We start from the raw sequence: 25127 nt of genomic DNA, 5'->3' as shown, positions 1-25127 counted from the left end.
ATTTGCTGGGTATTTTTTTGCCTGTTCTAATTGAGCGGTCAATCGATATGACCGCTTTGTACACGTCAAGCCTTAGAAGCGTGCTATCCACTCTAATGAGAAGCTACGACCCATAATTGCAGTAGTTACAGGGTATCTTGCACGGTTAAACCAAGGATCGCCACCGATGTAACTCTCATCACTGCGTGCTTTAGAATCACGTAGGTTATTCACACCAAACTTCACGTTGTGGTTGTCGTTGACCACGTATGTGATACCTAGGTTATACACCAACCAAGGCGCCATACGCGCAGCTAACGCACGACGATCATCAGCTGGGTTGCGGTCTGGATCAGGATCTTCATAGTTCCAGCTTGAGCCTAAACGGGTTTGTTGCAGTTGAACAATCCAGTCATCTTTACGCCAACCAAATTTATTGTCCCAGCGTGAGCGAAAGTCATTGTTTAACCAGCTATCACGATATTCCTTGTCAATCTCATCTCCTGGGAATTCTTGGTTAACCACTTCAAGTACATGGGTATATTTTAAATCAATATCCAGCTGGCCGTAATCACCTAAATCAAAGCCTGCCTTAAGATTCATATCAAAACCGGTTTGTTCACTCAATGACTGGTTAATATAGGTGGTATGCGCTGTATTCACCGTTAAACCCACATTGGGCGCATCTGCATCAAAACGCTTGATACGATTGAGTACATCGTCACATAACGCTTGGTTGTCAGATTGACCGTTGCGACAAGCGGCTTCTGTTCTAAAGAAGTGATCCGTATCCCAGCTTTCTACTTTATCTTCAATACGGATACGGTATACATCGGCGATGAAATCGACCTCATCGGTGATACTCCATACAAAGCCAAGTGTGGCTGAGTAGCCTGTCTCTTCTTTAAGACCTTTGTTACCTGTTCGCGTACCTTGGTAGCGCTGTCCTTCTTTGAGTTTACCAGCACTGTCCATATCACACTGATAGGCAATCGCATCATTTTCTGCTTGCGACAGCCCAGTGTCTTGACCTGTTACTATCTGAACACACTTACTCTCTAACCAATAGTCGGTAAAACCCTGATAGAAACCAGAAGGTCCCGCAAATACCTGATGGATATCGGGCGCTCTAAAGGTTGTGCCGTAATTTGCGCGAATTAGTAGCTCATCAAGTGGCCGGTATTCTAAACCCAGTTGGTAGGTGAATGCCCCATCCACTTCGGTTTCATCATCATAGTAATCATAACGACCCGCAATGTTTGCTTGCAGTTGTTCAGTAATTGGGACCCTAAATTCCAGTGCCATACCGTAACGGTCACGCTCACCCTCACCTTCGGTGCCCGTCAAGCCATTACCCCAACCTCGGCTTTTATCCAATGTACGTGGATCAAGCTTAATTTGGTAATCTTCAGAGGACCATTCTAAGGCAACCGCAAAATCAACCTCGCCTGACGGTAATTCAAATGCAGTACCAGTCAAAGACGCATTAATAGTAGTGACGGAGGCATCCGCTTTCGAGTCATTCACTTCAACAATAGCATTACGTCCCTGTGCATCCAAAGGACGCCAGAACAGGTCAAAGTCAGGATTGAATTCATTGGTCGTGCCTGCAACTGGTTGCCCTAAGAAATAATCCATCGCTTTATCTGATGCAATTAAGTTCTCATATTCAAAGTTGTCTGACGCACTATGAGAAAGAGACACTTCATAGCTCCAATCCTCTAATATCGTGCCTCTGAACCCTGTTGCTGCATAAAGCATTTCATCTTCAAAGTGACCGTTTACATCACCCACCTCTTCTTCAGAGAAGGTACGTTGCATAAATAGGTAGCGGTCATTGGTGGCATCCCACACCCATTGATCTGCGATTGCTATGCCCTCAGGTAGTCTGTCAGTTCCCCAGCTTATACCGTAACCACCGCGATTCTCCGCTTCACTATCCCAATAGAGCGCTTCTGCAAAAAACTCATGTTCAGCGTTTAGCTGCCAAGTTAAATTGGTGTATAAAGACAAATGCTCACGGTCATTAATGTATGAGCCATCACCGGTGCTATCACGGCCACAGTAAAAGCCCCTAGAAGGTCTTTCAGATAACTCATAGCCACTCCATTGGTCACACAGATTGTTACCAAACTCATCAGGGTGTAAATAAGTGAACCCACCATCATAGGTTGCCGCCATTATAGAACGTGAATTAACCCTTTGATATTCTGGCTCTTCTTCTGTGGCAGGACCATCGTTAAAATCGTCCAACCAGTCGCGCTCATAGCCGCGCAACATATCTTGTTGGCTATATTCAAGTGCATAAGTCAGGCTAAGATCACCCTCACTAAACCCACCCGTAATTGAGAACTTGTTACTATCACCACCACCTTGATCTGTGGTGCTATGGCGCAAGCGTACCGTGGTATCCTCAACATTGGTTTTTGTGATGATATTCACAACCCCAGCGATGGCATCAGACCCATAAACCGCCGAGCTGCCACCTGTGAGGATCTCAATTCTTGAAATTGCAGCTGCACTGATAGTAGACAAGTTAAATACGTTATTCTCACCGTTAAATGCGCGTGGATAGTTGGCAACACGGCGGCCATTAAGTAACACAAGCGTTCGGTTTGCGCCCATACCACGTAAGTTCGCAGTTTCAGCATTCGGTGTGAAACTATTGGTGTAACCTTGGCCCTGTGTGTCTCCGGTTGCAGATGAAAGCGACTGAATCGCCTCAAATACGTTGCTAAACCCCTTCGCTTCAATATCTTCCGCGGTCATCACCACAACTGGCGATGGCCCTTCTATTTCGGCACGGCCAATACGAGAGCCCGTAGTAACAATACGTTCGATTTCTTTTTCGTTTTTTGCTTGACCACCCTCGTTTTCGGCTGCCATTGCAGTTTGACCAGATAATGCCAGACCGCCCATTAAAGCCAGTCTAATAGCATTACATAGCGTTGAGTTGAGCATAGATTTCCCCTAATTTATGAAACTCTATCGAAATGTTGATTTCGTTATGAATTATTGTTTTTATGGCGCGCATATAGAAACACACCATTAACAATATGTAAACATTAATACGATGGGATATGAGAACTTTCATCTCAAAAATACGTAAATTAGTCGCTTATGCAACATAGGTTGCGTAAGTTTATGCGCAGATGATCATAAATACTTTATTCATATAAATTAGCTGCGCAGAAAATTACATGCATTAAAAAAACTGCGGAAAAGCTTAGTAAATCCCGTATAAAATTAGAAACAAAACGAGAAACAAAGGTTACAAAACATTTACACTGGTTATTCCCGAGCAGACAGCAGACAGCAGACAGCAGACAGCAGACAGCAGACAGCAGACAGCAGACAGGGTGATAGATATATACTGTTATAAAAGTGTAGTTTTGTAGCACCTTTATGCATATATGGCGCAAATTAGCAGTGAGTATTGCTAGCGAGAAGACAAACTTACTTTAGATCTATGAACGGGCAATAAAAAAGCCCAGCAAATAAGCTGGGCCCAAAAATTGAGAGTTTATTACTTGGTGTACGCGCGCGGTAACTCAGAATCCGTCGTATAACGTTCACGTAACTTATCATGGCGGGAGTCGGTCTTCACTTCTTCGCCGTTAATCCACATTTTTTCTACCTTTGTGCTTAATTCGAATGGGTCTGCACTCCAAAGCACTAAGTCCGCAGGCTGACCAACTGCAATCTTACCGCCTTTAATATCAAACGCATCGGCAACGTTACTTGTTACTGCTTTAATTGCACTATCGTAACTCATGCCATTAGACACAGCGATACCAGCATCAAAACGCAGCTGATATAAGTTATGGCTACTATCACCTGCAATCGCCAATAACACCTTAACACCCGCCTTTTCAAGCTTGCCGGCATTTTCTAAAGTTGCATGCATGGCATCAAAGTCAGAAGGTAAATTAGCGACGGCACTGACGATTACTGGGATCTCAGCTTTAGCTAATTCGTCAGCCAACAGTACCGCATCTGCAGCACCATTAATGATGATATCAAGGCCGTACTCTGATTTAAGCTTGATGATTTGCGCAATATCAGCTGCGCGACTTGCATGAATTACAACTGGCATTTCGCCGTTTAATAATTGGCTAAGTACACGCTCTTCACCGCTTGGCTTGTCACCTTCTTTTTTGTCGTCCTTTTTAGCTAGCTTAGCTTTTTGCCCTTCTAACTTTTCAATAAATTGCTGGAAAGCTAGCGCGCGCGAGCCTTTGCTCTTTGCACCAAGATAAATAACAAAAGCGGTATGTTTATCAGCAACGCTGTCAAACTCGCCGCTTAGGTTTGCTGTGAATGCAAGACCTTGGAACGAGCCATCGTAATTTATAGGGGATACCACACTTTGTGTGATCCCACCCTTTCTTGCGTAAGGGATCAAGCTTGAACGTGGGTTAAAAGCATAGCTTGGATCAAAATCTAAACCAGCCTTTTCATCCGAGGCATCGCGTGAGTTGGCTACAGCTCCCACTTCAACCAAGCCGAGCTGGTTCATTGAGCCAATGAATCCAGGTGTAAGTACTAAGCCATTTGCTCTGACTATTTCACTCGCGGTGACATTTTCAGGGTTGATTGCTTTGATTTTCCCGTCTTCGATCAGCACAGTTGCATTGTTTAAAGTCCCCTGCTCTGTCGCAGTATGAACCGTCGCTCCTGTAATAGCGGTAACTTGTGCAAATGCTGCCGAGCTGGCCAGTAATGCACCCGTGATCATAGATAAGTTAAATTTTGTCATGGTGTACGTTCCTTATCGTTGGCCTAACATGAAATCACTAACAGCTTGATATTTTTCATCTTTGCGGTCATATACTTTCGCGCCGTCGATGTAAACATGCTCAGCTTTTGCGTACACGCTAAACGGGTTTTTATCCCAAATAACGACGTCAGCTTGCTTACCTTGTTCAATAGAGCCTGTCTTGTCTGAAACGCCAAGCGACTTAGCAGCGTTATAAGTTATCCACTTGATAGCGTCTTGCTCTTTAAGATTGAAGCCTTTTTGATTAGCGGTATACATTACTTTACCCGCTTCTTGATTTAGGCGTTGGATAGTTGTATCTGAATCAGAGTGAACTACAGCACATGAATTCTTAACTGCATCTACAATTGCTACGTTCTCTTGCACCATGTCATAGGCTTCCATTTTAAAGCCCCACCAATCTGGCCAAAGTGCAGCACAGTTACCATTTTGGGCAAGTAAATCCGCTACTTTGTATGCTTCGATGCCGTGATGGAAAGTACCAGAGTGATAATTAAACTCTTTACCTAAGTCAATCATCATCGCCATTTCTTCTGCTTTATAACAATGGTTATGAATTAAGATTTCACCATCTAATACACCTCTAAGTGTATCGAGTCTAATATCACGCTTTGGTGCGTCAGGGTTCATTCCTGCAGCGTATTCTTGCTCATAACGTTCCCAAGCAAGTTTGTACTCAGTCGCTTCAATCCAAGCTTGACGATAACCGGCCATGTTCCCCATACGTGTGTAAGGTGCTACGCCCTTGCCACCGTATACACGTTTTGGATTTTCACCACATGCCATTTTCAAACCATATGGCGCATCAGGAAACTTCATCCCTTGCATTGTGTGTGCAGGAACATTTTTTAACGTTACGCTGCGGCCACCAAATAAATTTGCAGACCCAGGTAAGATTTGTAGCGTAGTGATACCACCTTCGCGAGCTCTATTGAAACCAGGGTCTTGAGGCCACACTGAGTGCTCAACCCATACCTGTGCAGTATTTGGGCTGATCATTTCATTGCCATCCTGATGCGACTCAACCGCTGGGCTTGGGTATGCGCCTAAGTGAGAATGCACATCAATAATACCCGGTGTCACCCACTTACCTTGCGCGTCAACTGTTGTATCGGCTTGTACATTCAGATCAACACCAACCTGGCTGATTTTACCGTCAACAATATAAACATCAGCGTTATCTAAACGCTCACCCGTACCAGTTAGTACCGTAGCATTGGTGATCAAAGTAGCGCTTGAAGGCATTGCTTTGTATGTGCTTGGGTAAGGGTTTTTATCGATATTTACTTTTTCTTTTTGCGGGCCTTTGTCTTGGCAGCCCGCCAGTGCAGCACTCAATGCCAGCACCAATATAGAAGGGGCAAATTTTTGCATTGTTTTATCTCTATTGTTTTTATTTCTATGGAACTGTACCTAAACACAACGAAAAATGCGAAGTAAAAACCTCTAATTGCATTTATACGCGATGAATGTTTGGTTTTCACACTAACGTGCAACGTAATCTCGATAAAGCTTAGCAAGTGCAGCGTCAATGTCTAACTTTGTATCTTGCTGCATCAGGCGTTCAGTCGCACGCGCTACAAAATCTGAGTTTTGTTTATGTTGTTTAGCAAAAACCTTAATTTTCTCCTTTGCAACATCAAGCACCCTAGGCGTGCCAAACCTGTGATGATATTGACTCAAGGCTTTATCAAAGTCACCCGCACACTCTTTCACTAACAAATCATAGAACTTACTTTTTTGTATGTTCAATACATCAAAACAGTAGTTCAATGCTTCATCAAACGTCGTGAACTCTCGATCATCTACAGTGAATTTTTCTCTTGGGGGCGGCATTATTTCGTTCGCATCATCACTTGATAAGACAAACGGTAAAAACGCTAGGCGTTGCGCTGCTTCACTACCTAAAGACATACCTGCACTGATGCTTTGTTGGAACTCAGGGCTCATCTCATGAAGTTCCGCCTCGTGCCACATATGATAAACCTTCAAGGCTTTAGCATATTTTAATGCGAGTTTAGTTTTAAGCTTTTCAACTCTCTCTACCAGCGTCAACACTCGCTCGTTGTGAAGCAATGCATAACATTCATAACATGCAGGAACGCTTATAAAGTCTGCATTTTCAGAAAACTCCAGCACCAACTCAGCGTGAACTAAAGGGGGACAATAGTCAGTGTCGGTTGCTTCACATCCGCAATAATAACAGCGATTTGCATGCTGTACTTGTTTTGCAAACCCGCGCTTATAGTAGCTTTTGAGTGTTTTATGACTGACAGCCATTAGATTTTCGCCCCCTTTACATTCTAAACTACAATGAAAAACATTGTAAAAACCACCTTACACTTATAATAAGTTTTTATATATTTTTCAGTATATTACAAAGAAATTGTAACACAATAATACTTACTTACATTATTGCGAGTTTCCTTAACAACTACTCACAAATCTTTGGTCAATACTAAATGGGCACTTAACTTTAATTGAACGGAGAAATACAATGAACAAATTAGCCCCTTTATGTACCATCACTTTGCTAAGTGGCTTACTCGTTACAACTGCACATGCAAAACAATTCGTCGCCGCTGACGACTCATTGGCAACAGAGTTGTGCATGGCCATTGCCAGTAATCACTCATTATCCCTAAGAAAAACGATGGCGGAGCACCATGTGAGTACAAACGTCATGCAAAACAGACTGGCCTGTAACGGTCAATCTACGACCAAGTTTGCATCCATACACAGGCTGAACAACACCGCTAAATTGCTTCGCTTGGATTTGACAACCCACACTGAGATCCGAGATTTGTCCGCAAGCACTACACAAGCCGATACTTTTGTCGTTTCTGGGTCTAAATAATGATTACAAAGACGCTGTAAACACTGTGCTAAGTTCAACATAGCACAGTGTTTCTATTAAGCTATTAGTGCAGCAACAAGTCCGAATAACCCACCAAACACACCACCCCAAACTACCAGCCAACCTAAATGCGTACGTATCATGTTTTGTACTATTTCTTTGACCATGTCAGGGGTTAATTCCTCCAAGCGCTGCTCTACTGCATTTTCTATTGTTGAAAACACCATTTCGGCACTGTGACCGCTGCTAAGCTCTTCGCGCATTAGCTTTTTGAACTTTTCTTCCTCGGTAATATCAATCAACGCATCTTGCATTTTTTCTACAAATGATGGTTTCATTGGCTGTAGTGCTTCATTGCCACCAAACATTGCAAGCATGTTGCCAAATTGAGACGCTTCAATTACCTGTACGAGCTTGTCAAAAGCAGGACTCAAGTCGACCTTTTTTATCACCGGACTTAAATCTATTGATTTTTGCTGCTTATCAAGCAGCGCTGCAACTTTTTCCTGACTAAAAAACTCTTGCAAAATGAGTACGCTAATTGACTCTTTAAAATGTTGAAACTTGAGCTTGATAACGCCAGAGCCATACAAGAAAGGTACTTTTTCGAACAGCATATGAATTGCCAGTAGGTTTGTCATGGCACCGGACAGAGCAAATATACCAATTGAAAAAATAATGGGGAGCGATAAAAAGTGGCCAACAATAACGCAAAGTAACGCAAGTGAATTAGTAATATAACTTTTGTTCACTACTACCTCCTGATTAACGAACCGCAGCATTTTATACTTTGCGACCAATAAAATATAGCGTTCAGCGCTTTCTTTAATAATGTCAGACAGTAAATAACACAATATTCGCTGTTTACAGTTGAGATCCACCATATTTCAACCATAGTTTGATTAAGGTATGTTTTTCTGATCAGGATGTCTGCGATGTGGAACGCCGTTAATCAACAAATATCTGAAGCTTTGCACCAACCCTTTACCCTGAGTTACAAAGAGCAACTTCGTGGTTGTGGTAATGAAAAGCGATTTTACATTGCCAACGACGAGCATAGGTATATTGTCAAAGTTGATTTACTTAGTGCGCTTGAGCGATTTGAGTCTGAGTCAAAAGTTCGCGACCTGCTGATTAGAGACAGCGATTTTTTAGTGGCAGATACTGTGACGATAGGCACGACACTAGAGTTTTGCTTTATGGTGCTTGAAGTCATTCCCAAGCAAAATGAACAAGAAAACTGGCATGAATGCGGTGTGTTATTGGCAAAAATGCATAACCGATTTGAGCAAAAAATGTTTGGCTTAGAGCAAGACAGCTACATTCATCACCTTATTCAACCCAATCAATGGCACAAGAAGTGGGAAACGTTCTTTGCAGAAGAACGAATCGGTTGGCAACTGCAGCTTCTCAAAGAGAAAGGTATTGAATTTGTCGATATTGACGATTTTGTCATTACCATCAAGTCACTATTACCACATCATAGTAAACCTTCATTATTACACGGCAATTTTTGGAAAGGTAATATTTACTTTAGTGGTGGTAAACCTTGTGTTGATAACCCCGCTTGTTACTATGGTGATCGCGAAGTTGACCTAGCAATGAGTGAATTATTCGCCCCATTACCAGAGTCCTTTTCTGAAGCCTATCAAGGCGTTTTTGAGCTACCGTCTGGTTATGAGTTAAGACGTCCAATCTATCAACTTTACCCCTTACTACTACATGCAAACTTATATGCAGGCGACTATTTAAATCAGGTTCAAAAACGCGTAAACGAAATATTAAAATAGCTGTAATAAAGCTTTCATAGTTGCATTAGGTGCTATAATTAAGCCAGTGCAATGGAGATAGGTATCTGCCTTCAGGAGAGCTATATGAAAGCGCTATATGAACAACGTATTACGTGTCCACATTGTGGCCACCATGTTTATGTGAGCCTTGATGCCAGTGAGGGCGATCAGGACTTTTATGAAGACTGCGCGGCTTGCTGCAACGCCATTCATTTTAACATGCATATCGATCAATCGAGAAATAAACTAGAGTTGCACATAGATAGTGATGATGAACAAATTTTCTAATTTACATTCTTTGTGACCTCACCGGCCCTATTCAGCTATCGGTAAAGTTATTTGCTGCTTTGCTTACGTAAATAACTTTCTACCGTCGTGACTATCGTATAAGTCTGCTGATCAACTTCAATATTGACCTTATTCCCTTCACGTAGACGCCCTAGATTTGTGATGTTTAATGTTTCAGGAATTAAATGCAGCCAAAACCCTTGTTCGTCAATTTCACCCACCGTTAGGCTTGCGCCGTTAACGCAAATAAAACCTTTGTATAGAATAAATTTCAACCATTGCTCAGGCAGTGTTAGATAGATCTTACAATTGTCTTCATCATTGATAATGTGTTGTGCAGAAGCTGTGCAATGCACGTGGCCAGACACAATGTGACCACCAATTTCAGTACCAAATGTAACCGACCGTTCGTAGTTTACTCGGGCACCTCGCCTCAATAAACCGAGGTTGCTTAATTTTAACGTTTCATCAATGACGTCAAAATAAACTTGGCCAACGATGTCTTGCCGATGTATTTCATATTTCACAACAGTAAGGCAGCAGCCGTTAATCGCAATGCTCGCGCCTATATCTAAATGTGCTAAGTACTCAGTCCCTACAGATATTCCCAATCGCAGCACACCGTCTCTATACGCAGTACTAACTACTGTTGCTTGTGTTTGTACAATACCTGTAAACATAACCGACCTTCACATTTAAAACGCGCTTATCATACAGGAATAATTAAGCACTCAGAAGCACCCTAACCATACAAAAAGAAGGTTTTTAATTTAATTCATCTCGTTCACTCGCTAATAGTCAACTCTATTGGTTACAATAATATTTTTATCGGTGATAAGTATGAAGTTTAGTCACTGGGAAAGTAAGCGTCTCTTGCAACTTGCCACCCCCGTATTTTTTGCACAAATTACCCTGATTTTGATGTCGGTGGTTGATACTATGATGGCAGGTCAGGTAAGCGCCAATGACTTGGCTGCACTATCTATTGCAACGGGTGTATGGAACCCCTTAACTTTTTCCCTGCAAGGGCTAATACTCGCGCTAACTGGTATCGTGGCACACTGTCACGGAGCGAATGACCGAAGTGGTATTAAGTACTATTTTCAACAAAGCATCTATTTGGCATTGTTACTTACCCTTGCAGGCTTTGCTCTAGCTGAGTTCACCCCTCTTATCTTCGAACGTCTAGGCACTACCGAGTCAATCACGTCACTCTCTCAACAATATATCGACTTTGTAAAATGGGGGGTAATGGGGTTCTTGCTTTTTTCGATTTATCGAAATGTAACAGAAGGCGTTGGCTTAACAAAACCAGCTTTCTATATCAGTATTGTAGGGCTTATCGTAAATGTATTTGCAAACTATGTATTTATTTATGGCAAATTTGGCATGCCAGCATATGGCAGTGCAGGATGTGGCCTTGCCACTGCACTCGTATTTTGGGCTATGGCTATATCGCAATGGATATATTGTAATCGCAGCAAAACTATGTGCGCGTTGTCTTTGCTTAGTGACTTTGCCAACCCCCAGCCGTCAGGTATAAGTTATATTGCTAGACTCGGTATTCCCATTTGCTTAGCAACATTTTTTGAAGTGACGCTATTTGCGTGTATTCCGCTGTTTATCGCCGATCTAGGCGCAATTGCCGTGTCCGGACATCAAATTGCAGCAAATGTGACTGCAATACTATTTATGATGCCGTTAAGCCTTTCAATGGCTATTGCCATAAGGATCGGAAATTTGGCCGGACAGCAGGCCTATGAGCAACTCAGAACCGCTATCTTCACCAGTTTTTGTTTAGCCGCGATTATTTCAGTTTTTGTGGCACTTATCACACTCATAGGTAGAGATAGTATCGCTTGGCTATATACAAATAATGATGAAGTTGCCCTGCTTGCTTCGAGTATCATTGTACTGGCATGTGTTTATCAACTACCAGATGCACTACAAGTTGCAGCACATGGCGTATTACGAGGCCTAAAATACACCAAACCAATTACTTATATCACATTTGTGTCATATTGGCTGATTGGCTTTTCACTTGGGTATATACTTGCTAAAACAAACCTCATAGTGCCAGCTATGGGCGCTATCGGGTTTTGGATTGGTATTATCGTAGGTTTAACTGTTGCAGCGGTGTTTTTATTACTCAGTGTGAGGGCTCGTCTTGCGTATATTTTGGCTGATAATCAGTAGCTTGATATGGGGGGTGGGTTGCACACCCGCCCCTACTGAAATCTATAACGAATACCAAAGCCGGTTGGCTAACGTCGTTGATAAAGCACCAGCGACCCAAGACGTGACATTACAAGTGCTTGAAACACCATCTTTGGATAAACCTGTTTCTAAAACAACCATTTCGTTTTTAGAACTTGCCAGCCTAGACCACTGTAAGCTCATGAACACCATTGCCAAAAACAATAATCAGCTTGGCAAGGTCAGACAGCCCAGTGAACAATTAAAGTACGCCTTACGGTTTATCAAACAAACTCAGAGTTGCTTGGCTGACTCAGAGCAATTAGATCCCGAATTAAAGGCCAAGCTCAATTCAGCATTAGACGAGAAGCGGTTACAACTGCCACAGTATGTTGAGCGCATGATCTTTCATGAACGAGAGCTGGCGAAAATGTCGTTACTCAGTGGGCAAGAGATTGAGCTTGAGGATCATAAAGATGCCATGAATCAGTCATTAGAAGCTCTTGCTCAACTTGCAAATGCCTATAAGCAAATACGCTCTAGTGAGTTTGATATCAGTCAACTTGATGAGCCTGAAGAGTTCACTCGCTCATTGGCTAAACTCAATAACAATCACTTTGTTTCACGACTAATCAACTCCGCACGCAAACAAACCGCGTTAAACAATATCACCACACGCTGGCTCGGCACTATAGATATCAGCAACGATCTATGTAAGCCAGGCAGAAACCATGAACAAGCTAACATTCTGAGTAACGTATTTAATCGCTTCTACTTATCTCAGTTGCAAGCATATCAATCGAAGCTAGCCAATATGTTACACAGCACCTCAATTCACCTGTATGTACTTTGGCAAAGCAGTCATGAACTGAGTACATTGTTTAATGTAGAACAGCAACAATCATATTATCAACAACTCAAAGCGAGTACGGTTGAGCACGTAAAATGGTGGCAGGTCTTTTATAAAACGTGCAAAATACAGCCTTGATGCACAAAAAAACTGCAAACAAACAAAAATTTAGCGAACGCGCTTGATCCAATAAGCGAGTCGCTATATATTAGCCGCCGTTGCCTTGCAATACTGTACGACCGTAGCTCAGTTGGTTAGAGCACCACCTTGACATGGTGGGGGTCGGTGGTTCGAATCCACTCGGTCGTACCAAATCTTCAATACAACCGTAGCTCAGTTGGTTAGAGCACTACCTTGACATGGTAGGGGTCGGTGGTTCGAATCCACTCGGTTGTACCATCTATTCAGTTTATTCTCTTTATATTCCATAAATACCCGTTATCTTATTAGAGATTGTTCGACGTCTTGATATATCGCTAAACCCAGAGTAAGCGCCCCTTTTTCCCCTATGTAACCGCACCTAAACTAGTTGCACTTTTTTTGCCCTCTAATTTCATTGTTCATTTTATCCATTTCATTAAGATGATTAGTGCGCGCCCTGAGCGGGTCAACTTTCAGCCGTTAACAATGAGGTTCTTATGTTAAAAGAAATCTACAACAAGATAGTTAATGCATATTTGGTTCATTATTCAAAAGGTATACATCGCAAGTATGCGTATGACAATGCGCCACAGATAAAAGAACGCTACCCAAATGTTCCATTTTTCTTAAATGGCTGGCAGGCTGTTTGCATGGAAAGTGAACTCAAAAATGGCCAGATAATAAGTAAGAATCTAATGGGAGAAAATATTGTTATCTGGAAAAGTACCAAAGGAGAAGTAGCCGTAACAAGCGCCTATTGCTCGCACTTTGGCATACATTTGGGTGCTGGTGGGAAAGTTGTTGGTGATCACCTCCGCTGCGCATTTCATCATAGATGCTTTGACAAAAATGGCGTTGCAAAAGGTAAAAAAGAAAAGCCCATCAAACCTTATGTCATTGATATCAATGCAGGGATCGTGTTTGTCTGGTTTCATTCAGAAAATGAATCACCTACTTGGAATTTGCCCAGATTAGATACAGACTATATGGGAAATAAATGGGAAATTGAACACCAATGTTTAAAAGGCGTGAACGTCAAAGCGCATCCGATTGACTTTATTGAGAATGGTGTGGACTTTAACCATGCCATTAAATTACACGGCTTGTGTCACCAGCATACAAAGTTATTCGAACAAGATGAAAAACTTTCAGTTCGTTTAAAAAGAGGTAACGAAGACAAGGGTAATATTAACATCAATGCCTATGGTCCATTTGTGATTGATTACAATATAGATTTTTATTGGAGGTGGCATGTTTACCATAGGTTTTTGGTCCTATTACAACTCGAGGCCGATGGTAGTTTTACCGCGCATCGAATCAAAATGAAGCGGCATGCTTTTAAAGCGAACTTGCAAGAAAAGCTGTTCAACAAAGGCGTCTATATTTTTAACGAAATCAAAGTATTTAAAACGTTTATGCAAGAGGATCACATGATCATGATGAACCGTAAACATTTGGAATTTCCTGACTTAGAAAAGGACGACTTATACACTCGGAAATTCAGGCTATGGTATAAGCAATTTTACCCTTCACAAAAAAATATCTACAGCGCCCATGTGATTGCAAGAAAAAAGGTTGCTTAGTATCAGGCGCTAACACGAAACAAGGATAGAGTTACACGATATCAATTATGTTGTGGTCCACAATGTAATCCATAAAATACTCGTGTGTCGCGTTGTCATATGATTGTTTGAGTACTGACGATAGCGCGACATTAAGCGCCCAAATAAAATGCGGATCATAATGACGAATACCATTGTCAATTACTTTACGCGCCAAGGCGTTAAACTGTTTTTCCACAGCCTCACTGTGACAAAAGTAACCTAGCGACTCCATACAGTATATGGCAGCCAGCACGTCGCCTTCTTCCAACAACATATCTACTTCATAAAACAATTGCTCCGCTATTTTTTGCGAGAGCCCACTAGGCTTTTTTAACACTTTATCAAAAGCGCGGTAGGCACCATAAATAAGAGATTGGCTATCAAGCGTTGTCGCATTTTTTCGTAGTTTATTCAACACAACCAAAGAGTTCACACTGGGTTTTCTTTTGAGCAAGGTGAGTGCTAAGTCAACTTGCCCGATACTGGTTAGCTGCTCAATGACATCAACTGTGAGCGTTGATTTAAACGCAGCACAATACCCACCCCAAGGAGAATTGAGCAATAGCGCTGCAGAACCGTTGTCAAACTCAAAAGTGATGCTCATGGCCGCGATGTCCTCGGCAGTGGAATTGCAGCCACCCACACTCATGACTAATCCGGTACTACTTTTAATAGAGATAGCGCGTATGTAGCGATCAAATGTATATGACACTAGAATACCTTCAAACAAGCACTCTAGACCGTTTTTCAGTCGTCCATTTATTCTTACGTTAGCAAATTTTTCGATATCGAGTTTTGTGATGTAGTCGCAGAATAAAACAATGCAATGTGTATCACTCCCACAGAACTCAAACCTGTTGGAGGCACCTATGTTAGGTTTTAAGTTAGAAACATACGCACATTGAACCTCAGAGATAAATTCACTTTCAAAAAATATCGACGGTGATAACAAAAACCAGTGAACGTCAATCCCCAGCCCTTTGGCACATTTGTTTGCCTTGTATAAATCAAAACCTTTGCCGGAAAACCAATTGATCAGTGTTCTACGAGAAATTTGAAAACACTCAAGCGCGATTATTTCATAGTTAGTCCCTATCGATTCGACCGCTAATTTTAATCTAGCGCCCGCTATCTCAGGAACAAATGTATAGGGTTTATCTACATTCATCAGAATCACACAACTCACAGTTCACCCTGATTAATATATGATGGGTGATTGATAAAAAATATTGGTACAAATTGAGAAAGCTCCGCCGCCTATGAATGGCCAAACTGACTCAGCTAAAAATGACATGTACATGAGCAAGGGCTATTCGTTTTAACCATCATTCAAGTGCTTTCAGTATGAATAGTGTGATAAAAGACGTATGAAAGTAAAGGAAAAGCACAATGTAATACATTGTGCTTTCTAAATTTATTTACTCAAAGTCAAGCTGTAATTACCCGCACCTGAATATGAATATACGGTAATTCTATAGTATCCACTTGATGCAGGGTAAGTGATAGACTCGTTAGATGTAGGTGACTCCGATATCGCGGCCTGTACCCAACGTCCACCCTGCCACACCTCTAATTTTAAATCAAAATCAGCGTTACTCGGCCCCTCTAAGGTCATATCCAAAGTGCCGCCCTCATAGTAAAACCAAGTACCATTGGGTACAATTGCTTGCTGTCCACTAGATAGGTAGCCCGTATATACATCTCCTTTGGGTGGGGTTGTCTGACCGATATCAAATGACATGGTTTGTGCTACATCACTTATATTGCTGATAGATAGACCAGAGTCACTGCCATTCCACCAAAGTGAATTAGTACCACGGCTACTTAGGCTGTTAGGAAACGTTGCAGAGAACTCCCCTGCTACGTCATACAAATCACCGTTGTCGCCTCGGTTTACTTTGTTTTCAGGATCTCGATTCCCATCAGCATGCTCCATTTGTACGTACGGATGCCATTCATCTGAATTATTACCAGCGCTATCCACATGCCAAATAGCTAACCCTTCATCTAATTGCTCCGAGTTTTGGCCTGAGCGATGAATTGCCTCAATATAAAACGCTTCATTGCGATTACTTGGATTGGTCCATTTATAAGATGTATGACTGCCTGAGGTATGCGTCAACGTACCTGTAGGCGCATTGGGGTTAATAGCTGGATTAAGTTCTGTGACTGTATCCCAACCTGCAAGATTTCTAAAATGAGCAACAGGTGGGGTCGGCTTAAACTTATTAGTTTCTCCAATCGCTCCAAAGCCCATAACACCGAAACTAGCAACGGAGCCTTGAGAGCTGCCATCATAATCATAGAGATCCGGCCAGTTTGTGATCAAATGCCCTGATTCATGCACAAATGTACCAATCGCTAAACTGTTTCTCATATCTGTAATTTGATAGCGGTTGGTGCATACACCATCTGCACAAAATCTTGGGCTAAGGGTTGCCATGTGTGGCCAAAGCCCTTTAGACCAGCTGCTATCTGAATTGCCCGCATAAAAAATATTCAGGCCTTTAATCTGGTTATTGCTATTTACTGACAGAGTAGAAAAGTCAAAACCTTGCGTATACTCAAGCCAATTTAATGCCTCTTTGATAAGTTCTTGTGAGCGTACCGTTGAGCTATATCTATCGTCGGTATAGTAAGACTTGTTATTTTTAGCAGTATAATAAGTCGTCACTGTGTTGGTGTAATCCAACTTACCACCAGAGACACTTCTGAAATATCCCCTGACAGACTGAGCATTACCAAAATCCTGATAGTTTAAATCATTTAAAAATGACTCAACTTGCTGTTTACTGATTGTGCCTGCATGATCAGGAAAATCAATGATGATGGTCAACCCTTTGATATTTCCACTAGATTGGCTGGTAAAACCTTCTTGAGTTGCTATTTCACTTTGAGTGTGAATTTGGCCAATTGACGTCTGTACAGTGTCACCAAGCATTCTACGTTTCGCTGACTCTACTTTTCTCGCTATCGCTTCGGCATTCAAACTACGCTTAGCAGAACGCACGGATACCATTTTACTTAACTTGTTGCTAACAAGTACACCTGTAGATATCAGCTCTTCTCCATCATCAGAAACGTTGGCGTAGGCTAAACCATTGAGATTTTCGTCAAATACAACCAAACGACCATCGGATGAGCGCTGCATAGCAAAATAGTCATTACCATCAAGGCTAATGTTAACAACCTCGCCATTTGGTTGAGTATAGCTGTAGTGGTGATCTTTATAAGGTATTGCACCATAGCTTAAAGACGTCATTAAAGCCAAAGGCGCAATCGCGAGTTTTGTTAATCGATACATGTTGTGTTCCTATTACGGTTTAAAGGAAACACATTTTTAACATCAAAAATACAATATATCAACAATTGGAGGGCCATGTTCGAGGTTACTTATAGAACAATTTGTTCCTATATATGCAACCTCTAGATCTAAACATAAAATACGCAATAGTCAACAAACCTATATTTAAAAACACCTAAGCGCATCAACAATCCATCGAGCAGCACCACTCTTTTATAAATAATAAAAAAGGTCGCACAAGGCGACCTTTGTTAAGGTTAATTAAATAATTACTTCGGTGTTGCAGTTACAGTCAGCGTTACACCACTTGCCGCTGAGTAACCGTATAGGTCGATGTACCATGTACCAGACTGTGGGTTCTGGAAGTCACATGACTCATTGTTACCACTCTCATAAGGACGACAATCATAGTTTGAAGTCGTAGATTGAGCACCGTGAGTTACATATAGGTCAGCATCACCGCTACCGCCTGAGATTGCTACGTTAAGGTCAGCATAGCCATCTACTAGGTCTAGCGTATAACGTGTCCAGCTTCTACGTGCAACGCTGATGTTGCTTTCCACTAGGTTGATTGGCTCAGCACCTGGTGTAGTTGTGTCACCGTCTGTGTAGCTCGCTACCAGTGATACACCAGAGAATGCACTATAACCTTTAACCATTACATGGTACGTACCGCCAGATTGCGTCAATGAACAGTTTTCATTGTTGCCACCAGCATATGGACGACACTCATAGTTTGAATCGCTAGGCTTAGAACCGAACTGTACGTATAGGTCCGCGTCACCTGTGCCACCGCTCATGTTCACTGTTACATCCGTCGCACCAGCTGGTACTTCGAAGGTGTAAAGTAGTTCGTCGCCTTTAGCACCTGCAAGACCTGTTTTAGCAACGCCATTTTCTAGCTCATTACCAGTTACAGGACCGCCATCGCCAGCACAACCTTTCTCAGTGATATAGTCAATAGCCGCTTTTGTTTGTACAAGACCGTAACCAAATTTAACGTCACGACCAGCTGCACCTAAATCTTCAGCTGTGGCAGTTAATACAGTACGGATCTGCTGTGCTGTACAACTTGGGTGGTGGCTCCATACCAACGCTGCTACACCAGCAACATGAGGTGATGCCATTGACGTACCGCTCATTAGACCATAGTTACTAGGGTCAAGGTTTACTGAAGCAGTCATGCCAATGTTGTTAAGCATTTGTGCACCATCAGTATCGCTCACAGTTACTGCTGGGATTGTTGTTTGGTTAGTATCACCAAGCGTACCACCGAATGAACCAGCTGCGTTGTTATAGATGATTGCGCCAACACCGCCACTGTCCTCACAGTTTTTAACTTTGTCGTGGAAAGAAATGTTACCACGTTGAATCAAACAGACTTTACCGCTTGCGCCACCGTCAACAGACTCACCTGTTGCAAAGTCATAAAGAGGTGCATTTGCATTACCTTGGTTCTCCATACCGTTTGAGTCATAAGATTGACCCGCAACGCTAAGGGATACAATCGTACCTAAACCTTCTGGGTAAGCTGAGTTTACGTCAACACCTGGTGCTGCGATCTCTACTTGGCTATTCTTTTGAGAGAAATCAGCCAATGCTTTGTTGCTATCGATAGCCGCTACAGACATTACTGAATCATATGATGCAGGGTAGCTTTCTACGTCAGTTGTGTTTGTTGGAACACCATCATTACCTGCCGCTGCAATAAGTAACATACCAGCATCTGCAGCTGCTTGAATACCATTGCGTTCAGTAGTGCTTGAACCTTCGCCACCTAAACTCATGTTTACAACGTCAGAACCTGCTGCCTGACATTTGTTGATTGCATCGACTAATTCTGAAGAGTAACCCCAACCATCAGCGTTAAATACTTTGATGATGTGCATTGAAGGGTCTGTGCCGATAACACCACGAACACCAATACCATTGTTTAGTGCTGCGATTGTACCCGCTACGTGAGTACCGTGAGGACCACCATGATCGTACCAATTTCCAGTACCAGAATCACTCGTACCAGAGATAGTGTCACCACGTGCACCCATGTCTTCATGAGGTAGGTCTAAACCTGAGTCAATAACACAGATTTTCTTACCACCGTTTGCAGCTGAAGCTACTGAATCGTCAACCAAATCAGCTTGAACCATCGCGATACCGTATGGCTGTGATTGTGACATTAGACGACGAGGTAAATCTTCTTCTACATATTCAACCTGACTATCAGCACTCAAAGCAGCAATTTGTGCTTCGCTTAGTTGAGCAACTACTGCATTCAAACTTGCCTTAAACTGTGCATTTTGAATACCTAACGTCGCCATACGATTTGCTGCTGTTTGTGGCATATGCTCACTAGCCATTGTTTCCATACCTGACGCAACAGAAACATCATTATTTTTGTATTTGATAATGTAGCGCTTTGGTAATGGAGACTCTGCTTTTTCAGCAGCTAGCTTAAGTGGAGACGCCTGTAATGATGCAGATACCGCTAGGGATAACATCGTAGTAGCAAATAGTGCTTTATTCGTGGTTACTTTCTTCATAGGAATAATCCAGCTTGTTATTATTTTCGTAATGAAATGTATCAAAAAATAAAATAATTAACATAGCCAACAACAACGCTTTGTAAAGAATTGTTAATGATTCCTTCATAAAAATGAAAAAACAACATTAATTACAATGATTTAAAATTTTCACGTTGCAACATTTTAAACTAGAACAAATACTCGACATATTAGATAAACCGAAATTACGTCCCCTTTTGGTTAACAAAAAATACCTATAAAAGGAAATTATGCAGCAAGAAAATATAATTTTTCGTTATGGGTAACAATAACGTTAAAAGTAAATTTTTCATGTTATTGATGGTTCAAACTGATGATGCCAACGACGTAAAAAGTTTTTACCTTGTCGCAACCCTAACAAGTAATCATGCTGTAAGACCGCAGCAGACGATCCCAGTACCATACTTCGTAACGGCCCATTTGGTGCAATTTGAATAATTTCCAAATCACTTGGAGGATTGTTAATAAATTCCAGTGCTTGTGAGTATCTAGTTTGGTGATAATGATATAGGTCAAGCATACGCTTTGACTGTTTGAGGCGGCTGATAACGGGCTTCAATCTATCGAGTATTGGCATAGCGCCATTATGATGTGATTCAAATGTCCGGATCACTAGGATCTTTCTCGCTCCCTGTTTATAGGCCCACTCAACAGGTAGTGGATCTGCGACACCGCCATCCATGTAATTACGCCCTGCTATGTTTACACCACCTTGATACAAAAATGGAATCGCACTTGACGCTTTCAAGTGTTCAAGCATATTGTCATGCCATGTGTGCAGGTACGTAGGTTCCAGCGTTTGCGCGTCAGTGGCAACAGCATAAAAGTGATTATCCTTTGCTAAATAACCTGGATTGGTGATCACCTGTAACTTAGGCCGATGGTTTACCTGGGTAAAATACCAATCTAAATCAATCACTTTACCACCTGTGAAAAATTTACTTGGTTTGAAAAATGTTTCTGACGTTGTCAGCTCTTGGATAGCACTTCTAGCACACTGTCGCGCACGTGCCGAATAGGCTGCTAAGTTCTGTGCCCCAGCAGATACCCCTACCTTTAGATGGAATGGCCAAAAATCTCCCTCTAAAAATGCATCTAATACCCCTGCGGTGAAGATACCTTTTTGTCCTCCTCCCTCGGCAACTAAAGCGAATTTGTGTTGCTGGGGAAGCGATGCTTGACTTGTATTTAAAGAGAGTTCTGCTTGCATGTTTGACCCTATACATTTCGTATTATATTCGTTCAAACGTCACACAAAAAAGTAACTTATTGAATATATTGGCTATTGCTACACGTAGTAATGCTATTCAAATGGGCGCCTTGTACTGTTTGTGCAGCTTCTATTAATTTTTTTACATATTTCTTTGGCGCATTTTTATTCGCGGCTAAATACAGCTGTGCGCTCAGCTTAGGAACTTCTAACACGAGCTCCCAAGACTGCTCCGTTCCCATTACATGGGCCATTTGCTCGACAAAGCTTTGTGCACCAAACAGAAAGTCTATTCTGCCTTTTTCCAACAGGCCTCCTGCTTGATTTAAGCTACTTAATGACACCAAATTTGATTTTTTAAACCCTTCATTTTTTAAATATTCCTCTGACGGCTGACCGGCTCCCACACCAACAATATAATGCTTAAGGTTGTTCAATGAATAATGAGGCTTAGGCGTTACACTACCCGCGCGCTGATAAAAGCCTACTTTCAATTCGCACAACGGCATTATCCACTGATAATGCTGCTCTCTTTCGCTGGAACGAGCCAAAGAATACAGAAGTGCAGTGTTAGACTCATGAGTTTGTTGAACTGCTCTGAACCAAGGCAAAACATGAATTTGATAGTCAATCTGGGCCTGAGCCATCAAAAGCCGCACCATGGTTGTCGCTCCACCAGCGACTTCACCGCGTTCAGTTAAAAACTGATATGGTGGGAAATGTTCCGTGTAAATATCTATTTTTTCCTGCGAAAACGCACTATAACATGCCGAAATCATCCCTAATACAGCCCAACTAAGAGATTTCATCGTCTGGAATTACCACTGTACTTTCTTTTAAGTATAACTCAGCGTTGCGATCTTGTTAGGTTGTAAGGCGTTTTTGCCACGCTAATGTGTTACGTGTTTGCAAGCGCATAGAATCAATGCTGTATAAAAGGTCGGTTAATCTGGCGGTTTTCACATAAAAAAGCCCAACGTGATTAACATTGGCCTTTTTAGTCAAGTGACACATTAACCTTTGGCTTTTGCCGCGCGTGATTGGTGTAACTTCTTATAACTGTCAATCAGTCTTTGATGCTTCTCAAGACCGTCCAAATTCATATTTGTTGGTGTTAGACCGAAGAAGCGAACCTCACCCTTTACTGAGCCTACCACATTATCCATGACTTCTTTGCTGAACATACGCTCAAAATTGACAATAAAATCTTCAAGCTCAAGCTCTTCATCAAGTACAATTTCCAGCACAGCATGAACCGCTTGATAAAACAGCCCTCGTTCTAAAGTATTATCGTTGTATTGTAAGAACGACTCGACCAAATCAATGGCCTCTTCGAGATCACCTAGTGCCAGATAAATCAGAATCTTTAGCTCAAGAATGGTTAACTGGCCCCAGACGGTATTTTCATCAAATTCAACCCCAATCAGCGTAATAATATCAATGTAGTTATCAAGCTGGCTTTCTTCTAAGCGTTCAACCAGATCGGCTAACTGTTCATCATTCAAGGTGTGAAGATTTAAGATATCGCTACGATATTGCAAGGCTTTGTTGGTATTGTCCCAAATCAAATCTTCTACTGGGTAAACTTCTGAATAATCTGGTACTAAAATTCGACAAGCGGTGCCGATATCTGAAAATTCTGCGACATAACACTCTTTACCCAGGTCTTTTAGGATACCAAACAGCGTTTCGCATTCTTGCTCATTGGTACCTGAAAAATCCCACTCACAGAATTCATAGTCATGTTTAGCACTGAAAAAACGCCATGAGATCACGCCTGTTGAATCAATAAAGTGTTCAACAAAGTTTTCTGGCTCTGATACCGCCATACTATTAAAGGTCGGTTTAGGTACATCATTTAGCCCTTCAAAGCTTCTGCCTTGTAACAGTTCGGTTAAGCTACGTTCAAGCGCCACTTCAAAACTGGGATGAGCACCGAAAGAAGCGAATACTCCACCTGTTTTCGGGTTCATTAAGGTGACACACATCACAGGAAATTGCCCACCTAAAGAGGCGTCTTTTACCACCACAGGAAAGCCTTGAGCTTCAAGTCCTTCAATCCCAGCAACGATACCAGGGTATTTGTCTAGCACTGACTTAGGCACATCAGGAAGTACGATTTCTTGCTCAATGATCTGACGTTTAACTGCACGTTCAAATATCTCAGACAAACACTGTACTTTAGCTTCATTGAGGTTATTGCCCGCACTCATACCATTACTGAGGAATAAGTTTTCAATGAGGTTTGACGGAAAGTAAACTGTTTGGCCATCCGAGTGACGTGTATAAGGAATCGAACAAATGCCACGCTCCATGTTACCTGAGTTAGTATCGATTAGATGAAAGCCTCTTAACTCGCCCTCAGGGTCATAAACCTCACGGCAATACTCGTCCAAAATACCTTGTGGTAGTGCATCGTCTTCACTGAGTTTAAACCACTTTTCATTTGGGTAGTGTACAAATTCAGCATTAGCGATTTCTTGCCCTAAAAACTGATCATTGTAAAAGAAGTTACAGTTAAGACGCTCGATAAACTCGCCCAAAGCCGAACAAAGTGCACTCTCTTTAGTTGCGCCTTTACCATTGGTAAAACACATTGGCGACGCCGCGTCACGAATATGTAACGACCATACGTTTGGCACGATGTTACGCCATGACGAAATTTCAATCTTCATACCTAAGTCTGCCAAGATTTCCGTCATGTTTGCGATTGTTTGTTCAAGTGGTAAATCTTTACCTTCAATGAAGGTGCTAGACTCTCCGTCAGGCTTAACCATCAACATGGCCTGAGCGTCTTGGTCTAGGCTTTCAACCGTTTCAATTTTGAATTCAGGACCCGTTTGAACCACCTTTTTAACCGTACAACGGTCAATTGAGCGTAAAATCCCTTCACGGTCTTTATCGGAAATATTCTCTGGTAACTCTACTTGGATCTGGAAGATTTGGTTATAGCGATTCTCTGGATCAACAATATTATTTTGCGATAGCCTAATCCCTTCTGTAGGGATATCACGCGCATTACAGTATACCTTTACAAAATAAGCGGCACACAATGCTGATGACGCTAGAAAGTAATCAAATGGACTCGGCGCGGAACCATCTCCTTTATAGCGAATAGGCTGGTCGGCAATAACTGAAAAGTCGTCAAACTTTGCTTCTAATCTCAGGTTGTCGAGAAAATCAACTTTAATTTCCATTACAGGATCCCATGTTTTCGTGCTGACGTGAGAAGGCATTTATCTAAGCTACGTCAGTCATTAAAATCTAATGGCGCTAATTATCTGCTTTTTCGCGCCAATAGTCTTGGGTAATTTGAAAAAAGCTGCACTTTATCGCCCTCAAAAGGCCAAAACCAGTTGTTTTGGCGCATTTCATAGGTGTTAATATTTATATATGCGTATTTTTTGGCTGCTGCTTGTGGCTCGTTTAGTCATCGAACTATTTCACAACAGAGCGATTTAAGGGGGGAGCCAATATAAACACAGCTCTTTTATCCCTGTAGTTTGCTGGACGTTTTACCCTTACCCCTTCAGTGTGTGATAATATGCTTAGGTCGCTTTTTGTTTA

18 protein-coding genes and 2 tRNA genes are annotated in these 25127 nt (G+C 41.9%); 8 read left to right on the top strand and 12 right to left on the bottom strand.

Going from position 1 to position 25127, the window contains the following annotated elements:
- Positions 1-72 precede the first annotated feature (72 nt).
- From BET10_RS09845 to BET10_RS09830, 4 genes are all read right to left on the bottom strand, one after another.
- Complete coding sequence (locus BET10_RS09845) at positions 73-2940, bottom strand: TonB-dependent receptor plug domain-containing protein (RefSeq protein WP_070985373.1); 2868 nt, start codon at positions 2938-2940, stop codon at positions 73-75.
- A gap of 565 nt (positions 2941-3505) precedes the next feature.
- Positions 3506-4738 (bottom strand): amidohydrolase family protein, encoded by a 1233-nt coding sequence (locus BET10_RS09840; protein ID WP_070985372.1) that lies wholly within the window; start codon positions 4736-4738, stop codon positions 3506-3508.
- A 12-nt stretch (positions 4739-4750) separates the two neighbouring features.
- Positions 4751-6133, bottom strand: coding sequence for an amidohydrolase (locus BET10_RS09835; RefSeq protein WP_070985371.1), 1383 nt, complete (start codon positions 6131-6133; stop codon positions 4751-4753).
- Between the two features lie 111 nt (positions 6134-6244).
- The gene (locus BET10_RS09830; protein WP_070985370.1) at positions 6245-7039 is read right to left on the bottom strand and encodes a hypothetical protein; all 795 of its coding nucleotides are present in this window, start codon (positions 7037-7039) and stop codon (positions 6245-6247) included.
- A gap of 217 nt (positions 7040-7256) precedes the next feature.
- Between BET10_RS09830 and BET10_RS09825 the strand changes: the two genes are divergently transcribed.
- The gene (locus BET10_RS09825; protein ID WP_070985369.1) at positions 7257-7616 is read left to right on the top strand and encodes a DUF3718 domain-containing protein; all 360 of its coding nucleotides are present in this window, start codon (positions 7257-7259) and stop codon (positions 7614-7616) included.
- 56 nt (positions 7617-7672) lie between these two features.
- Here the strand turns inward: BET10_RS09825 and BET10_RS09820 are convergent, their stop codons facing one another.
- Positions 7673-8368 (bottom strand): DUF445 domain-containing protein, encoded by a 696-nt coding sequence (locus BET10_RS09820; protein ID WP_070985608.1) that lies wholly within the window; start codon positions 8366-8368, stop codon positions 7673-7675.
- 183 nt (positions 8369-8551) lie between these two features.
- Here BET10_RS09820 and BET10_RS09815 point away from each other — a divergent pair, with 183 nt between their 5' ends.
- On the top strand, positions 8552-9406 hold the full coding sequence (locus BET10_RS09815) for a fructosamine kinase family protein (protein ID WP_070985368.1): 855 nt from the start codon (positions 8552-8554) through the stop codon (positions 9404-9406).
- Between the two features lie 84 nt (positions 9407-9490).
- On the top strand, positions 9491-9694 hold the full coding sequence (locus BET10_RS09810; RefSeq protein WP_070985367.1) for a CPXCG motif-containing cysteine-rich protein: 204 nt from the start codon (positions 9491-9493) through the stop codon (positions 9692-9694).
- Positions 9695-9741: 47 nt separating this feature from the next.
- On the opposite strand, the gene BET10_RS09805 is transcribed toward BET10_RS09810, so the two are convergent.
- Positions 9742-10374, bottom strand: a complete 633-nt coding sequence (locus tag BET10_RS09805; RefSeq protein WP_070985366.1) for a riboflavin synthase — start codon at positions 10372-10374, stop codon at positions 9742-9744.
- A gap of 160 nt (positions 10375-10534) precedes the next feature.
- Here BET10_RS09805 and BET10_RS09800 point away from each other — a divergent pair, with 160 nt between their 5' ends.
- The 5 genes from BET10_RS09800 to BET10_RS09780 all read left to right on the top strand — a co-directional run bounded on the left by BET10_RS09800 (position 10535) and on the right by BET10_RS09780 (position 14464).
- Positions 10535-11890 carry an MATE family efflux transporter gene (locus tag BET10_RS09800; protein ID WP_070985365.1) on the top strand — a complete coding sequence of 452 codons (1356 nt, stop codon included), beginning with the start codon at positions 10535-10537 and terminating at the stop codon, positions 11888-11890.
- The gene (locus tag BET10_RS09795; RefSeq protein ID WP_070985364.1) at positions 11862-12878 is read left to right on the top strand and encodes a DUF3080 family protein; all 1017 of its coding nucleotides are present in this window, start codon (positions 11862-11864) and stop codon (positions 12876-12878) included. The genes BET10_RS09800 and BET10_RS09795 overlap by 29 nt, the downstream gene beginning before the upstream one ends.
- A 97-nt stretch (positions 12879-12975) precedes the next feature.
- Positions 12976-13052 (top strand) — tRNA-Val (locus BET10_RS09790).
- 10 nt (positions 13053-13062) lie between these two features.
- Positions 13063-13139, top strand: a tRNA-Val gene (locus BET10_RS09785).
- A 239-nt stretch (positions 13140-13378) separates the two neighbouring features.
- Positions 13379-14464 carry a Rieske 2Fe-2S domain-containing protein gene (locus BET10_RS09780; protein WP_070985363.1) on the top strand — a complete coding sequence of 362 codons (1086 nt, stop codon included), beginning with the start codon at positions 13379-13381 and terminating at the stop codon, positions 14462-14464.
- 31 nt (positions 14465-14495) lie between these two features.
- On the opposite strand, the gene BET10_RS09775 is transcribed toward BET10_RS09780, so the two are convergent.
- The 6 genes from BET10_RS09775 to BET10_RS09750 form a co-directional block, all read right to left on the bottom strand.
- Positions 14496-15671, bottom strand: a complete 1176-nt coding sequence (locus tag BET10_RS09775) for a hypothetical protein (RefSeq protein ID WP_139158551.1) — start codon at positions 15669-15671, stop codon at positions 14496-14498.
- Between the two features lie 228 nt (positions 15672-15899).
- A complete protein-coding gene (locus tag BET10_RS09770) occupies positions 15900-17789 on the bottom strand; it encodes a M6 family metalloprotease domain-containing protein (protein WP_083330495.1) in 1890 nt (629 codons plus the stop codon).
- Positions 17790-18058: 269 nt separating this feature from the next.
- Complete coding sequence (locus tag BET10_RS09765) at positions 18059-20329, bottom strand: S8 family serine peptidase (protein ID WP_070985361.1); 2271 nt, start codon at positions 20327-20329, stop codon at positions 18059-18061.
- Between the two features lie 310 nt (positions 20330-20639).
- Entirely contained in the window at positions 20640-21560 is a 921-nt protein-coding gene (locus BET10_RS09760; protein WP_070985360.1) for a patatin-like phospholipase family protein, read from the bottom strand.
- 56 nt (positions 21561-21616) lie between these two features.
- On the bottom strand, positions 21617-22369 hold the full coding sequence (locus tag BET10_RS09755) for a substrate-binding periplasmic protein (RefSeq protein ID WP_070985359.1): 753 nt from the start codon (positions 22367-22369) through the stop codon (positions 21617-21619).
- A gap of 204 nt (positions 22370-22573) precedes the next feature.
- Positions 22574-24757 (bottom strand): OsmC domain/YcaO domain-containing protein, encoded by a 2184-nt coding sequence (locus BET10_RS09750; protein WP_070985358.1) that lies wholly within the window; start codon positions 24755-24757, stop codon positions 22574-22576.
- Positions 24758-25127 lie beyond the last annotated feature (370 nt).

Origin of the sequence: Pseudoalteromonas amylolytica (assembly GCF_001854605.1) — a bacterium.
GTDB lineage: Bacteria > Pseudomonadota > Gammaproteobacteria > Enterobacterales > Alteromonadaceae > Pseudoalteromonas > Pseudoalteromonas amylolytica.
This window is presented reverse-complemented; position numbering and strand designations above follow the sequence as displayed.